Genomic DNA, 14,109 nt, shown 5'->3' with positions numbered 1-14,109 from the left:
GTAGAGATCCCGGGGTCACGGCTTGTGGAGAGCCGTGGCCCCGCCTTCGTTCTCGCGGCGGCGTTGGCCGAGGTACAGCCAGAGCAGGGCGAGGGCCTGGAGGCCGTTGCCGTCCCACCGGGTTGGGGTGTTCGTGACAATGAGCGCGAGCCCGGCCGCGGTGACGCAGGTCGCGATCACCAGCGCCGCGCGCTGCGTGCGCTTGGCGTGCACGGTCAGGCGGCCTTCGGGCGAGTGCCGCCGGCACCGGTCGGGTGCGTGCCGGCGTTGCCGCCGGTGTTGCTCTGGCTCCCGCTGGTGTTGCCGCCACCGCTTCCGGGGGCGGCGATCGTCGTGTCGATGAGCTCGTTCATCGGTCCCTCTCATGGGCTTCGTGGGGTCAGGCGGCCGAGGTCTGCTGACGGGCGGCGCGGCGCTGCCACACCGCGACCTGGATCTCGGCGAGGACCTGGCTCAGCGCCTCGGCGGCGGCCTTGCCGCCCTCCGACGCCGGGTCGATCGGCTTGATCGGCTGCCGCGAGGTCATCGCCCCACCCGCCCGAACAGGGCCTCGACCGTCGTCTCCAGGTCGGTGGCCATCCGCATCGCCAGGGGCAGGCTCGGCAGGCTCCGCCCGGCGCGGATGTCGAACAGGTGCTGCCGGCCGACCTCGTGCAACTTGGCCTGGGCCACGACCGTCTTGGCGCCGCGCTTGGCGGCCAGGGCGTCGTACACCTCCACCCGCAGACGGACTTTCGCGTCGCTCTCGGCGGATGGAGCGTCGCTGTTTCGCGTCGCTTCCATGCCGGCCACGCTAGACCGTCGTCATTCTGCGACGCAAGGAGCGTCGCGGATTGACGTCGAAATCAGCCGTTCGGACGAGGGAGTGGATCGACCCTCATCCCCTATCGTCGCCTATACGCGACGTATGCAGGGAGTCAGAGATGAGCGAGAAGTGCACAGTCGGAGCGGTAAAGCGACGCCGCAGCAGGTACCCTGACCTGCGGTTACACGTCGCGAAAGTGCGACCCCCCGCCAACCATGCTGACCCGTTCACCGTCGCGTACCGTCCGCCTATGGGCGACGGTGGCAAGCGGGAGAGCTGGGCGGAGTACCTGCGGCGGATGACCGACCGCGACGGGTGGAGCGTCGCCCGACTCGCCCGCGAGTCCGGCATCCACCGGGCGACGATCTTCCGTTGGATGAGCAGCAAGGGCAGCGGCGCCAACGTCACCAGCGCCCGCGCCATCGGCGACGCCCTCGGCGACCCCGGCGGCGCCCTCCGCGCCGCCGGCAACATGGGCGGCAACCCCGACGAAGGTCTCGACCCCGACCTCCAGGTCATCATGCGGCGGCTCGCGAACCCCGACGTGCCGGAGGCGGAGAAGGACGCGATCCGGACGGCGTTGAAGTACCTCGCCCAGGTCGCAGAGAGCGCCCAGCCGGAGCGGCCGGGCCGCGTCGTCCGCCGGCGCGGCCAAGCCGCGAGCTGATGCCCCGGCGCCGCGGCCAGCTCGCCGCCGTCCCCGACCAGCCCCGCCGGTTCGTCGCGTACCGGCGCGTCAGTGAGTTGATGGGGCGCGGTGGCGACGACTTCCACAGCCCCGACATCCAACTGTCCGCGATTCGCCGCATGGCCAAGCCAGCCGGCCTGCGTGAGGTCGCCGTCGTCGACGACATCGACCGCACCGGCAGGAACTTCTCCCGCGACGGCATCGACCGGGTGCGGAAGATGGCGGCGGCCGGGCAGGTCGACGTCCTGGCCGTCTACAAGGTCGACCGGTTCGGCCGCAACGTTCTCGAATCGCTCCAGATGCTCGCCGAATTGGCGAACATGGGCGTGACCATCATGTCCGCCACTGAGCAGATCGACACGTCCACACCATCCGGCCGATGGATGCTGACGAATCTCCTGGCGATTGCGGAAATGCAGTCGGATGAGATCGGGCGAGGCTGGTCGAACACGATCGCCCGCCGCGCGGAAAGGGGCCAGCATCACGGCCGGCCCCTCGGCTACATCCGGGTAAACAAGCGCCTCATTCCGGATCCCGTGCTCGGGCCAGCAATGACCGAGGTGTTCCGCCGATACGCGATCGGTGACCCTATCGGCGAGGTCACCGCATACCTCGCCGCCATTCGCGGAAAGGCGATGCACACCGCCAACGTCAAGAAGTTGTTACGCAATCCGGCGTACCGAGGAATGGTCGTCACCGGTGATGAGGTGTTGCCGGGCGAACACGACGCACTGGTCGACGAGGTCACCTGGCGGAAGGTGCAGAACCGGCTGGCGGCCGAGGCCGGCACCCCACCCCGGCACCTCGCGCCGACGTGGCCGCTCGTCGGGCTCGTCGAGTGCCCGCAGGGCCACAAGCTTCAGCGACAGGGCGACCGCCTGGTCTGCGGCGACGGCCGCGGCGACGTCAAGGGCGGCACCTGCCCCGGCGTCGGCCGGCCCATCCTCGCCCGCGTCGTGGACGAGGTGCTGCGCCAGGTCGCCGAGTGGGCGGCCGAGCTGCGCACCGACCACGACGCGCGAGCCCGCCGGCTCGCCCGGATGACGTCGAGCCAGGCCGACCGGGCAACGCTGGAGCGGCAGCTGGCCGACGCCCGATCGGCGATGGTGCGACTGGCCAAGAGCCACGCGCTGGAGCGGCTGCCCGACGACGTGTACCGGCAGGCGATGGCCGAGCTGCGGGAGGCAGAGCAGGGAGCCGCCGGCCAGCTGGCCCGCCTCGGATCGGTTGAGGTGCCGCCCGACCCGGTGGCCGCGGCGAACGCGGCAGAGGCGCTGCTGGCGCTCTGGCAGGACCAGGACGTCACGCACGCCGAGCGGGTGAAGGCCCTACGGTCGATCGTCGATCGGATCGTGGTCAGGCCTGCCGCGCGGTGGCGCGAGCCGGAGTCCGACCGCGTTGACGTGCAGTTTCACTGGTAGCGGTTTGCGGTCACTGTCCGAGATGCCAAACATCTATGACGTTCGTGATGCGCCACGATCGTGACGTAGGTGTCGAACATCGTCCCTCCAGGGGGAGATCGGGCTTGCCATCGCGAGTCGACTCGGTGTCGAGCCTGGGCCGTCGGGCACGACCGGCGCCACCGTCGCCCGCCGGCCTGTGGACAGCCGGACCACCTGTGGACAAAGACCTGATCAAGGTCCCGGTGTGCTAGGGCCGAGCGGCCCTGGGGGCGCCCACGACGTCCGGCTGATGATCGGGGTGCCGGAGAGGTCACGTTCCGGACGGGAGGCGGCGGGGTATGGATTCGATCAACCGCACCGCCGACAGCACGACGAACGAGAGGGTCAGCGATCATGCAGATGACCACCACCGCAACCGCCTTCGTTCCCGGCCAGGTGCGGCGATGAGCGCCGTCGCCAACCCGGCCACCGTCGCCGAGTGCCTGCGGGTCGGCGCCGGGTTCTCCCAGGGCGACCGGAACTGGATCGCGGAGCAGTTCGCCACGCTGGACGCCCGGCTGGCCGGGTTCCACGCCGACGCCACCGAGCTGGAACTGTCGGTGAAGAACCGGGAGGCCAGGGGGCAGAAGGTCACCCTGGAGTGTTGGATCGCCGGCCGGCAGAAGATCGTCACCACGTCCGCCGAGGAGGACCTGCACGCCGCGCTCAACGACGTCCGGGACGACCTGCGGCGGCGGCTCAACGACGCGAAGACCAAGCAGGAGCCGCGGCACAACAAGCACCTGCGGGACGTCGGCCACCCGGCCGCCGAGACCGGGACCGGGATCGACCCGGACACCGACCCGGCCCGCGCCGAGGTGGAGACGGTCTGAGGCGTACGCCCGAGGCCCCGTCCGCGGTGCGGGCGGACGGGGCCGGGGCACGGCGGGGCTACCGCCCGGTAGCTCGCCGGCGTACCGTCGCGTTCGTGGAACCGGACGTGCTGGGCCCGCCGTACGAGCGGCAGACGATCGACCTCGGCACCGACGACGAGGGGCCGGTGGTGGCCACCCTGGTCCGTCGCCGCGCCGACCGCCCGACCAGGCGGGCCGTGCTCTACACGCACGGCTTCACCGACTACTTCTTCCAGGCCCACCTCGGCCACTTCTTCGCCGAGCGGGGGTGGGACTTCTACGCCGTCGACCTGCGCAAGCACGGCCGCAGCCTGCTGCCCCACCAGACCCCGAACTTCTGCCGCGACGTCAGCGACTACTTCCCGGAGCTGGACGCCGCCGCGACGATCATCCGCGAGGACGACGGGCACGACACCCTGCTCGCGATGGGCCACTCCACCGGCGGCCTGATCATGCCGCTCTGGGCGCACGCCCGCCGCGACGCCGGGATCATCGACGGGCTCTTCCTGAACAGCCCCTTCTTCGACATCAACGCCCCCTGGGCGGTACGCCGGCCGCTCGCCGCCGCCGTCGCCCCGCTGGGCCGCCGCGCGCCGCGCCGTGTCCTGCCGTTCGGGCTGGGCACCGTCTACAGCCAGACCATCCACGCCGACCACCACGGCGAGTGGAACTACGACCTGGCGTGGAAGCCGCTCGCCGGGTTTCCCGTCCGGGCCGGTTGGCTGAACGCCATCCGCACCGCCCAGCGGCAGCTCCGCGCCGGGCTGGACATTCGGGTGCCGGTGCTGCTCGCCTGCTCGACCCGCTCGTTCAAGGGCACGAAGTGGCACGAGTCGGCCGCGCTCGCCGACGCCGTCCTCGACGTCGAGCACATGGTCCGCTGGGCGCCCCGCCTCGGCCGGCACGTCACCGTGGCACGCTTCGACGGCGGCATGCACGACCTCACGCTCTCCGGCCCCGCCGTACGCGAGAAGGTCTTCGCGGAGGTCGGGCGCTGGGCCGACGCGTTCTTCGACGCCGGGCCGACGGTCCGCGACGGGGAGCGGCCACCGGCGAGCCGGCGGCCCGCAGACGGGGCCGACCAGGCGGGCGTGCCCGCGCAGGGCGGCTGACCCGGCGGCGACGCACCCTCACACGACGGCGACGGCCTCGCGGATGCGGTCGAAGGTGGCCAGCGGGTGACCGCCGTCGCGGGCCGGCAGGACGAGTCCGAGGCACCGCAGGCCCACCTCACCGTCGCCGGCCTGGACACCGAACACCGGCGCGCCGACGTAGCCGAGCGGCAGCTCCGCGGTGATCCGGACGGCGTCGCCCACGCGCGCCACCCGCTCGATCGCCACCTCCAGCGGCCGGGCGCCGTCCGCGCCGGCCCCGTGGGCGAGCACGATGGCCGAGCCCGGCTCCGCGCCGATCCGGGCGATCGCGTCCCGGTCGGCCGCGATCCCGTCCGGCACCTGCTGGGTACGCCACCGCCAGCCCTCGCCGTCGGCGTGCTCGTGCAGGCCGCCGGTGGGCATGACGGCGACGCCGAGATCCCCGCGATGGTGCCACCGCGCGGCGTAGTCCGGCAGGGCCACGGCGTCCGCCGACACCCCGGCCGGCTCGGTCACGCTCGCCCGCAGCCCGATCTCCCCGGCCGGGGCGTGGGTGAGGGCGTCGGCGGTCAGCAGGTACTCCCGCCCCTGCCCGGTGAAGAAGAACGCCGTGCCCTCGTCCCGGCCGCCGTCCGCCAGCCCAGCGTCGGTCCGGCGGATGGGCAGGATCGCGCGGCCGAGGAGCTGGCACAGCTCGTAGGCGACGTCGTTCTCGGTGTCCGGGTCAAGCAGCACCAGCCGAGGGTACGACCCGTCGGCCGCCGGGCCGCGCCGACGGCGGAACCCGGGTGACCTCCGCCGGGGGTGCGTGCGACCCTGATCGACGACGTGGGACGCGACCACCCGTTCCACCGGCCACCCCGTGGTCGGCGGTACCCTTCTGGCGCGACACGTACGCCGCGCGCCCGTAGCTCAGCGGATAGAGCAGGGGACTTCTAATCCCAAGGCCGCAGGTTCGAATCCTGCCGGGCGCACAGGACTTTCTCTCAGCCGAGCCGTCCTCGTGGGGCTACACGTGGTGCGAACGAGATAGGTTTGCCGCGTGGCGACTTCGAACGGACGCCGGAAGCGGCAACGCGGCGAGATCGAAACCCTGCCCAGCGGCTCACTGAGAGTGAAGGTCTACGCGGGCGAAGATCCCATCAGCGGCAAGCGGCACTACCTGACCGAGACCATCCCCGCCGGCCGTACCGCCGCCAAGGAAGCTGAGAAGGCGCGTACGCGGTTGCTGGCCCAGGTGGACGACCGGCGCAACCCGCGCACACGTGCGACGCTCGACCAACTCCTTGACCGGTGGCTTGAGGTGGCCGACATCGAGGCCACGACGCGGATGGGCTACGTCAACAAGCTCAACAAACACGTCCGCCCTGTGCTGGGCAAGCTGCCGGTCGGCCGGATCGACCCCGAGACGCTGGAATCGTTCTACGCGAGCCTGCGTCGCTGCCGTGACTGGTGCGGTGGTAAGGGGTACGTGAAGCACCACGTGGAAGGCGAGCACACCTGCACCGCGAAGTGCCGGCCGCACGTCTGCAAACCGCTCAGCGCCTCGTCGGTGCGGCAAATCCACTGGATTCTCTGGTGCCCTCAGCCGGGCGGTTCGGTGGCGCTGGATCGCCGTCAACCCCGCTGGACAGGCTGAACCACCCGCGCCACCGCACCCCGACCCGCAGCCCCCGAACCCGGCCAACGCCGCGCGCATCATCAACGAGGCGTGGCGCGACCCGGACTGGGGCGCGCTGGTCTGGCTCGCCATGACGACGGGCGCCCGACGCGGTGAGCTGTGCGCGCTGCGCTGGCACCATCTCGACCTGACCGCCGGTGTTTTGACGCTGCGGCGTAGCTCCTACCTGGACGAGCACGGCGAGTTGCAGGAGAAGGACACCAAGACGCACCAGCAGCGGCGGGTGGCGCTCGACCCGGAGACGGTCGAAGTGCTGCGGGAGCTGTATGGGCGGTACCTCGGCCGCCTGGCGCAGCTCGACGCGGACTCCGACCCTGCCGATTACGTCTTCTCCCCCGAGCCGGACAACAATCGCGGCTACCGGCCTGACACCATCACCCAGCGGTACGGCCGACTCGCCACCCGGCTCGGTATCGACAGCCACATCCACGCGCTGCGCCACTACTCGGCGCCTGAGCTAATCAACGCGGGTGTTGACGTGCGGACAGTCGCCGGCCGGCTTGGTCATGGCGGCGGCGGCACAACAACGCTCAGTGTCTACGCCGCATGGCTGTCGGAGTCGGACCAGCAGGCCGCTGGGACGCTCGCTGCTCGGATGCCGCCGCGCCCGGCCGTACCGACCCAGCGTCCGGTGGAAAACAGCCCGTACCGAGTAATCGCGGCAGAGCTGCGCGAGCAGATCGAAGCCGGCGCGTTGCGGCCCGGTGACCAGCTTCCTACGGTTGCCGAGCTGGCTGGGGCGCATGGCGTATCGGTCGGCACCGCTCACCGCGCCGTGGGCCTCCTGACATCAGAGGGCCTCGTAAACGTTGCCCGAGGTCGCCGAGCGACCGTCGCGGGTGCATGATCTGCCGGCGATGGAAGCGGCTTGGGGATTAGAAATCGCGGATGGCTGGCCAGACGGCTTCTTCCCTGGTCAGCCCGTCTGGGATCGTCGGGTGGCATCAGCGGATGTTCTTGAGAACACGACACACGCCTGCCCTCCCTGCCTTGCAAAGATCAAGACTCGTGTCGGCTGGTGTCAGTAGCTGCCGCTGGCCTGCTCGTCCAGTCGCCTCCCGTCGACCTCGGACTGCGTCTGTCGGTCAGCTTGGCTCTACGAATGGCTGTACAACCACCATCTCAATCCTCACCTGCTCCGATCATCGCTCGGGCAACCGTCGCACGGCCCTCATCATGGCGTCTGCTGCCTCGGAGAAATGAGCCACCGTTCGCGAGAAGCTTCTACCACCGATCCTGTCTACGGCATCTGCGAGAATCCGAACCGATCGTGCATCTATGCCCACTGGATTGTCAGTTAAGGCAGACACGATTCCGCGAAGCTCCACTACGGCGTTTGCATTAAGGGTGCCCGTCTGTTCCAACCGGTCCACTATCGACTCCAACCGTTTTAATGGAGGCTCGAAAATTTCCGCAACGTAGTCCATGAATACATCCTCATCGACTGGGCCAATACGGCTCAGTTCAGCGTTATTGTCACCCTCGTGCTTCCGTTTCCACTCAAGCAAGACCTCCGCCGGATACAGCCTTTCCCCCGTTCTCCTGTCATCGACCTCCGCATGATGGGGAAGGCAGAGCAGCAAGAGGTGCTTGAAGGCGTCACGTTCCGAGTCTGGCATCCCCAACGTGTACCTAGGCGCGCCCGGTCGCACGCCGTAGATGTGGGCGATCTGTACATTTTTGCGGTACACGCCTGGACGTACTTCGAACATAACTGGCATAGGGCAACCCGGGCCATAGCACCGACCGTTGCTAATCGCCCAAAGGGCGGCCTCTACTGATGCCGGTATCCCTCTCCTATTGCCAGTCACTGGTCCTCCTCGCCGCGCCACCGTAGGAGGAGGAGCGTATGATACGCCCAGCTAGGAGGGGAATACCGTGTGCAGGACTCGTCGCCGCGCACCTCTAGCTCACCGGAAGCCCCCACCTGACCTCTTCGGTGTGAATGTCGATCTCGCCTGGCATCTCTCTTCGACCGATGCCATCTGATGCCGTTGTGCAGGTGTCGGCCATCGCCTGATGTCGCCCAATGATGCTTGCCGCCGAAGCTCCCGCTGATCCTCTGCTGACGAGCGTCCAGCTAGCGTCCGCGCCTCTGCCATGGATCCAGCAGCCTTCAACATACAGGCACCGGAGCCATCGAAGTGTCCTAGTCCGCGCCTGCAACCTTTCGCAGACCCCGCTTATGAAACAGCATTTACCAGAATGCCGATCGGTATCGACGCACCCAACAGGAACAGCGTGACTAAACGGCGGGAGCCAGATGACTGACTTCCCTCCCCTAGCAATTCAAAGCCGGGGAAGATCCACTTATGAAGGCGTTGCATGTAAAAAATGGGCCACGTTAGGATAAATGCGAGACCTCCGACCGCAACGCGCACATCCCACCCGTTTGACTTCGGCAATACGAGACCAATAAAAGTGGCGGCAGCCGCCGCCGCAAAAACAGCAAGACCAAACCTTGAGTTGTCCGAGCGCAACGATGCCCAGCGAGGCACACCCTTCTCCACCTCGTCCGCGAGACGGGCATAAGCCTGCTTGGCCCACCCGGTCCTCTGCGAGGAAACCTCGACAACGACCGCTTCACTTGCATCGCGAGCGAAACTCACACTAAACCGCTCTGACGGCCAAAGCGTAGCGACGAACTTTAATCCCGCGACGCTTCTTCGGTCAACCTCGGGTAGCACCTCCGAAATCGGCCCCGCAACCTCATCCTCGTCTTCGGCGATCAATCCCACAAAAGGGTAAACTTCGTTTTCGCCTGAAGTTATGAATACATGGTTTGAATTTCCTACAACATTTATAGCCCCGGCCTCTTTGGTGGCCGCACTCCTCTGCGCCTCCTCAGATTCACGTTCTTTCAGCCAAGTCGAGTGTAGTTCTTCGACAATTCTCCCCAGGCGCTCAAGATCGGCTATCTCACCCGACCACGCGTGCCACTGATGGCGTTTGCGGAAGCTGCGCCTGACGGTACTCATGGTCTAGTCAGCCTCTCAGCGATCGAATCCTTCGCGGGTACGGCATGATGCGCCGATCGCCTGTGCGCGCCGTGCAGCTTGGCCACCTCGTCGGGCCGACGATCAAGCTCACCACCCCCGCCTTGCAAAGATCAAGACTCTTGTCGGCCAACACCTTACGAAGATCAGGGCTCCTGCTGGCCGGCGTCGACTACTGCCGCTGATCTGCTCGACCTGTCGGTTGTCGCCGCTCTCCCTGCTTGGACGGGGGCGCTCGATTCCGTCCGATCCGCCGCTAGAGACCGTTGGAGCACTGAGCGGCATCGTCCTAGGAGTCGTTGGACCAAAGAACGGTAGCGCCATCTCTGGAGCTCTTGCAGCGGCTTTTCCGCAGCACGAATGCGACGCGCGTCTCGACTTAGCAGGCCACGCCTAATTAAATTCGAGCGCCGGGTTTGCGCATATGCCATTGGAATAGTCATATTCCGGCGCAGTCGCTCAAATCCTGCGGCAAGTTGTTCCGCGCGACCACCAAGCAGGCGATCCAAAACAGCTTCTTTTTCAGACTTGCCAAGCTCACTGAATATCTCACCGTCGGGAATAAGCTTCGTGAGTTTTTCCACATCACGCTGCTCTGCCGCTTGGAATACCTCTAAGTGCACGTGAATGTACCCTGCAGTCACTCCGAGCGCATACACAAGTAGCAATTGCACTGGCTTACTCATTCTAGGCAGGGCGTCATAGCCTCGGCCTCGAATTTCGGCGATTCGATCTTCAATTTCCTGCGCCAAGGGCACCGTTTCTCGCGTACCGCCCCTAATCCACGGCACAGCCGTTTCCAATTGTGCGTAAAGCGCAACAGCCTGCGCGAAAGTCTCCTCCCTGAACCTGTCCCTTCTGAGGAGCCTGTCTTTGCGCAACTCAAGCCAGGGCTTAGCAGCAAACTCAATTAATAGGGTTGTGCTCGCGGCAACGCCGGCGCTCGCCAGAAGCGTCTCCCATTGTGCCGCCACGTCGTCTCACCCTCTGCGTTCACTATGGCCTAGCCGACTCAAGCCTGCAATCGCGTCGATGGCAGCTCGCTTCGAAAGCGAAGACACTATATCGGACAGAAGCTCCGCAACCACGCGTTCTGTCGTCATCCTGTCTGCCGCCGACCCACACACCGTGGAGCAGGCCAGGGCCAGGGCGACAAGGTGGAGCGCCCCACCGGACGTATGACCTTGTCGCCCTGGCCCTGGTCTGCTCGGCTTGCCTGGGTCGGTGGCTGGCGGGATGGCATCCCACCTCCACCACCCACGACCGCAACCGTTCGGCAACTCCATCCTGGAGTCGTTGCGCCCCCGCCGGAGGCAGCTCTAACCCCAACGCCGCCCCCAACCTCCGCCCCTTCTCCTACCTTCACCCCTTCCCCACCTCGGACCCGTGAGCGGCCTGACGGATTCCGTTCGGCAACTCGATCCGACTGACCGTCGACCGGTCCGCGGTGAGGCGCCACGAGGCCGAAGGGACGGAAGGTAGAGCTGTCGCATGGACCCGGTCAGTCCCGGGACTCGTCACCGGGTCCCTTCACGGACCCAGGGGTGACGCGCGGGGCGGGGCGTGGTTTGCGGGCCGGCTGACTTTCCGCCCCGGCGCCGTAGGCGGCCGGGGCGGCGGCTCCGTCAGGAGCCGGTTGCCGCGCCCCGGCCCGCGCCGCGCGGAGCGCCTGACGTACGCACTTGCCGTAACCGCTGCTACCGGATGTAGGCCGAGACAACCGCTTGCCGCTTGCCGCACTGTCGCAGGTGATCTATATCATGCAAAGGGCGGCGACAATGGGCAGGAGAGGCGAAAATTGACTAATTGGAGGGAGTCCAGTTGACTAGAAACCCAGAAGGAATAGAGATTGCCGAAGGCAGCAGTCCCCGAGAACTCTTTCCCGGCTACTATTCTCTAAGCAACGAGCAACGAACGCAAGCATTCCGAGAAGGCCTAGTCTCGTTAGACGCAAATGCCCTACTCGACCTTTACCGGTTTACTCCGAAAGCGCGTGAAGAATTCCTTGGAGTTCTTAGAGCCATGAGACCGCGGCTCTTTTTAACTCACCAGGCAGCCCTTGAGTTTCATCGAAATCGCCCGGGCGTCGTTGACGATCGCTTAGATGCGGCATCTAAAGAGAACGTCGAGATATCGAAGTCACTATCACAGGTTGCGGCTCGAATCTCGGGCTTCGCAAAACGGTATCAGATTGCAGAAAGCCAACGCGACAGACTCATTGAGAGGGTCAACGAACTAGCTGCAACAATTGAAGAGGTGCTGCGAGATGCGAGTGCGTACGACTTAAGTAGGGATGAAGTTAGGGCCGGCAAGGATACTGTCGTCCAAATAGTCGATGAGCTATTTAGCAAAAGGGTGGGCCCTCCACTCAGCGACGTCGAGCAAAAAGCAGCATCAGAAGAAGCCGCCCGACGCAAGAGGGAAAGAATTCCACCCGGCTACATGGACGAGAAGGGGGGCGATCCTCATCGACAGGCCGGTGATTACATCCTTTGGCGTCAGTTGCTTAATGAGGCAAAGGCGCACGGTCGACCGGTTCTGCTCATTTCCAACGAAGAGAAAGATGACTGGGTCTACAAGCATAAGGGCGAAATCCGGGGGCCGCGCCCAGAGTTGGTGCTCGAAATGATGCAGGAGTCGGGGGTCTTCCTGTACCTGCTGAACGTTCCCGGCATGCTAGTCAACGCCCGGACGTACCTTGGGACAAGCGTCAGCGACTCGACGTTGATCGAGGCGGAGTCGCTGCCCGAACAATTGGCCGTGCATATCAGATTCACAAAGCTGGCATCCGATATCCTTAAACGCCTCCCCCCCATATCTCAAGAGGCCCTGCTTTCTGCTCTAAACCACTTGCAGATGCAACTCCGAGGCGAGACGGACCGTCAACTGACGCAGATGATTCAAGACTTGGGAGTTCAAGAAGGCGAGCTCCGTCAAATACCGTATCGCGTCAGTCTAATCAATGGCGCGTGGGCAGATGTGGCAGTCACCGTCATCTCTACCGAGGATGCGAATCGAGAGGTTGAGATTCTCGTAAAGAAGATTCACTTGCCAAGAGGTTCCGCAAGAGGCAAGAATCGGGCTTTAGGCGCTCAGGCTGATGATTCTTGATAGCCAATAGGAAGGGCTGCGGCAGCCGCCCCCTGCTGTCAAACCGCTCCCGTCGGCAGCCGGCCTTTACGCGGCAGGCAACGACAGGCGGGCTGTGACGGCTCATACAGACACTGGCAGGCTGACGGTAGGTCCCTGTCGGCCTGTGACAGCCCTCCGGCTTTGACTTTCGTACCAGCCGCCGGACATTAGCGTAACGGTTGTAAGCGGCAGCGGCCGGCACGTGCCCCTGGCGGTGGCGCATGCCGCCCGATGCCCACTGGGAGCCGCCTTGAAGCCACCGACAACGTCCGGCCGACTGTGACGCCAAACTACGCCGAGTCACTACACACTCTTCACTGAGGCCTCTTGGCCATGCCCGGCATGGAGCTATTCGTGGTGCGAAATGTAGGCTGCCAGAGAAAGTAGAGATGGCCGGAGCAAGAGTTTTTGCAGCTAGCGAAACTGCCGAAACCAGGGATCAGGACCTTAATGCCACTTCTAATCCCAAGGCCGCAGGTTCGAATCCTGCCGGGCGCACTCACGTCGACCCACGTCCTCGGAGCCCCTGAGCGGGTGGAAAGGGGTGGCCACGGCGGCGCGGGCGAGGTGCCCGGCCACCGCGTCGGGCTCGGCGATGGTCTGCTTCCAGGCGGCCGGCGGAAGCGGGGCGGGGCACTCGGGCAGCTCGCGGAAGGGCGGCCCGGGAGGCTCGACGTGGGGCTCGCGCGGAGGACAGGCGACGACTACGCTCCGTGGCCGCACCGTCGGGGTCGTCACCCGAGCCGGACGTCGAGGGTGGGGAAGTCGTACCAGGTCAGCTCGAAGGACGATGCGGCCTCCGGGGCCACCGGGTAGACGGCCCAGCTGTCGATCTGCTCGCCCGGCCCGATGCTGAAGGACTGACCGGCCCGTGTCGTGGCGCACCAGGTCCTCTCGGGACGCACGGTCCGACCGTCCGACAGGGTGAGGTGTGAGGAGACCAGGTCGACGTCGACGGTCGGGCAGCTCACCGGCCACGCGACCCGTGAGTCGTTGCGGTACCTGATGTTCAGCCGCAGCTTTCCGCCGCTGGTCTCGGCGCTGACCAGCGTGACGTTCAGCGACGCCTGTTCGTGGATCGGCCGGTCGAGCCGGTACGTCCGGGGCGCGGGCTGCGCCTGGCTGGGCGACGCGGACGGGCCCGGCGACGCCGACCGGCCGGGGTCGACGTTCCCGGATCCGGTCGACGGACGGCCGGTGCTGCCGGTGACGGCGGCGGTGGGGTCGGACTGCCGGGTCGCGGTGCGGTCGGCCAGGTACGCGCCGCCGAGGGTGCCGATGACGGCGAGGCCCGCCGCCGCCACGATGACGCCGAACAGGCCCACGTACCTCTTCACGGTCGGCTCCTGGCTGGTGAGGCGGCGATGGCGTGAAGGTAGCACCGGCGTCGAAATGGGACGGTGCGACGCCTGCGCCC

Annotated in this window: 16 protein-coding genes and 1 tRNA gene; 8 read left to right on the top strand and 9 right to left on the bottom strand. The window is 66.4% G+C overall.

The genetic code is table 11. From position 1 onward, the window contains the following. Positions 1 to 15: 15 nt before the first annotated feature. Genes ACGFZ2_RS07815 through ACGFZ2_RS07800 form a run of 4 tightly spaced genes read right to left on the bottom strand, consistent with a single transcriptional unit; the run spans position 16 to position 783 of the window. Positions 16 to 213, bottom strand: coding sequence for a hypothetical protein (locus tag ACGFZ2_RS07815; protein WP_393451168.1), 198 nt, complete (start codon positions 211 to 213; stop codon positions 16 to 18). Positions 214 to 215: 2 nt separating this feature from the next. Next, positions 216 to 353: a hypothetical protein gene (locus ACGFZ2_RS07810; protein ID WP_393451165.1), complete on the bottom strand. Its 138-nt coding sequence runs from the start codon at positions 351 to 353 to the stop codon at positions 216 to 218. Positions 354 to 379: 26 nt separating this feature from the next. Next, positions 380 to 526 (bottom strand): hypothetical protein, encoded by a 147-nt coding sequence (locus ACGFZ2_RS07805; RefSeq protein WP_393451163.1) that lies wholly within the window; start codon positions 524 to 526, stop codon positions 380 to 382. After that, positions 523 to 783, bottom strand: a complete 261-nt coding sequence (locus ACGFZ2_RS07800; RefSeq protein WP_393451161.1) for a hypothetical protein — start codon at positions 781 to 783, stop codon at positions 523 to 525. The genes ACGFZ2_RS07805 and ACGFZ2_RS07800 overlap by 4 nt, the downstream gene beginning before the upstream one ends. 272 nt (positions 784 to 1,055) lie before the next feature. On the opposite strand from ACGFZ2_RS07800, the gene ACGFZ2_RS07795 reads away from it, so the two are divergent. The 4 genes from ACGFZ2_RS07795 to ACGFZ2_RS07780 all read left to right on the top strand — a co-directional run bounded on the left by ACGFZ2_RS07795 (position 1,056) and on the right by ACGFZ2_RS07780 (position 4,901). Further along, a complete protein-coding gene (locus ACGFZ2_RS07795) occupies positions 1,056 to 1,472 on the top strand; it encodes a helix-turn-helix domain-containing protein (RefSeq protein WP_393451158.1) in 417 nt (138 codons plus the stop codon). Further along, positions 1,472 to 2,914, top strand: coding sequence for a recombinase family protein (locus ACGFZ2_RS07790; protein WP_393451154.1), 1,443 nt, complete (start codon positions 1,472 to 1,474; stop codon positions 2,912 to 2,914). Before ACGFZ2_RS07795 ends, ACGFZ2_RS07790 begins: the two co-directional genes overlap by 1 nt. 425 nt (positions 2,915 to 3,339) lie before the next feature. After that, positions 3,340 to 3,768, top strand: coding sequence for an HPF/RaiA family ribosome-associated protein (locus ACGFZ2_RS07785; protein WP_393260799.1), 429 nt, complete (start codon positions 3,340 to 3,342; stop codon positions 3,766 to 3,768). A gap of 95 nt (positions 3,769 to 3,863) precedes the next feature. Beyond that, the gene (locus tag ACGFZ2_RS07780; RefSeq protein WP_357455745.1) at positions 3,864 to 4,901 is read left to right on the top strand and encodes an alpha/beta hydrolase; all 1,038 of its coding nucleotides are present in this window, start codon (positions 3,864 to 3,866) and stop codon (positions 4,899 to 4,901) included. 18 nt (positions 4,902 to 4,919) lie between these two features. On the opposite strand, the gene ACGFZ2_RS07775 is transcribed toward ACGFZ2_RS07780, so the two are convergent. Continuing rightward, positions 4,920 to 5,618: a hypothetical protein gene (locus ACGFZ2_RS07775; RefSeq protein ID WP_393451151.1), complete on the bottom strand. Its 699-nt coding sequence runs from the start codon at positions 5,616 to 5,618 to the stop codon at positions 4,920 to 4,922. A 166-nt stretch (positions 5,619 to 5,784) separates the two neighbouring features. On the opposite strand from ACGFZ2_RS07775, the gene ACGFZ2_RS07770 reads away from it, so the two are divergent. The 3 genes from ACGFZ2_RS07770 (at position 5,785) to ACGFZ2_RS07760 (ending at position 7,411) form a co-directional block, all read left to right on the top strand. After that, a tRNA-Arg gene (locus ACGFZ2_RS07770) sits at positions 5,785 to 5,857 on the top strand. A gap of 68 nt (positions 5,858 to 5,925) precedes the next feature. Then, positions 5,926 to 6,522 carry a hypothetical protein gene (locus tag ACGFZ2_RS07765; RefSeq protein WP_393451148.1) on the top strand — a complete coding sequence of 199 codons (597 nt, stop codon included), beginning with the start codon at positions 5,926 to 5,928 and terminating at the stop codon, positions 6,520 to 6,522. Between the two features lie 112 nt (positions 6,523 to 6,634). Next, complete coding sequence (locus tag ACGFZ2_RS07760; protein WP_393451145.1) at positions 6,635 to 7,411, top strand: tyrosine-type recombinase/integrase; 777 nt, start codon at positions 6,635 to 6,637, stop codon at positions 7,409 to 7,411. Positions 7,412 to 7,706: 295 nt separating this feature from the next. On the opposite strand, the gene ACGFZ2_RS07755 is transcribed toward ACGFZ2_RS07760, so the two are convergent. The 3 genes from ACGFZ2_RS07755 to ACGFZ2_RS07745 form a co-directional block, all read right to left on the bottom strand. After that, positions 7,707 to 8,183 (bottom strand): hypothetical protein, encoded by a 477-nt coding sequence (locus ACGFZ2_RS07755; protein ID WP_393451142.1) that lies wholly within the window; start codon positions 8,181 to 8,183, stop codon positions 7,707 to 7,709. Between the two features lie 564 nt (positions 8,184 to 8,747). Then, positions 8,748 to 9,542 (bottom strand): hypothetical protein, encoded by a 795-nt coding sequence (locus tag ACGFZ2_RS07750; RefSeq protein WP_393451139.1) that lies wholly within the window; start codon positions 9,540 to 9,542, stop codon positions 8,748 to 8,750. 164 nt (positions 9,543 to 9,706) lie between these two features. Next, positions 9,707 to 10,534 carry a hypothetical protein gene (locus ACGFZ2_RS07745; protein WP_393451136.1) on the bottom strand — a complete coding sequence of 276 codons (828 nt, stop codon included), beginning with the start codon at positions 10,532 to 10,534 and terminating at the stop codon, positions 9,707 to 9,709. Positions 10,535 to 11,381: 847 nt separating this feature from the next. Here ACGFZ2_RS07745 and ACGFZ2_RS07740 point away from each other — a divergent pair. Beyond that, positions 11,382 to 12,671 carry a PIN-like domain-containing protein gene (locus ACGFZ2_RS07740; protein ID WP_393451133.1) on the top strand — a complete coding sequence of 430 codons (1,290 nt, stop codon included), beginning with the start codon at positions 11,382 to 11,384 and terminating at the stop codon, positions 12,669 to 12,671. Between the two features lie 755 nt (positions 12,672 to 13,426). Here the strand turns inward: ACGFZ2_RS07740 and ACGFZ2_RS07735 are convergent. Continuing rightward, positions 13,427 to 14,029, bottom strand: a complete 603-nt coding sequence (locus ACGFZ2_RS07735) for a hypothetical protein (RefSeq protein ID WP_393451131.1) — start codon at positions 14,027 to 14,029, stop codon at positions 13,427 to 13,429. Positions 14,030 to 14,109: the final 80 nt, after the last annotated feature.

It is taken from the genome of Micromonospora sp. NPDC048063 (assembly GCF_043202855.1).
Classification (GTDB): Bacteria; Actinomycetota; Actinomycetes; order Mycobacteriales; family Micromonosporaceae; genus Micromonospora.
Note: the sequence above shows the minus strand (reverse complement) of the source record. Positions and strands in the feature narration are given on the sequence as shown.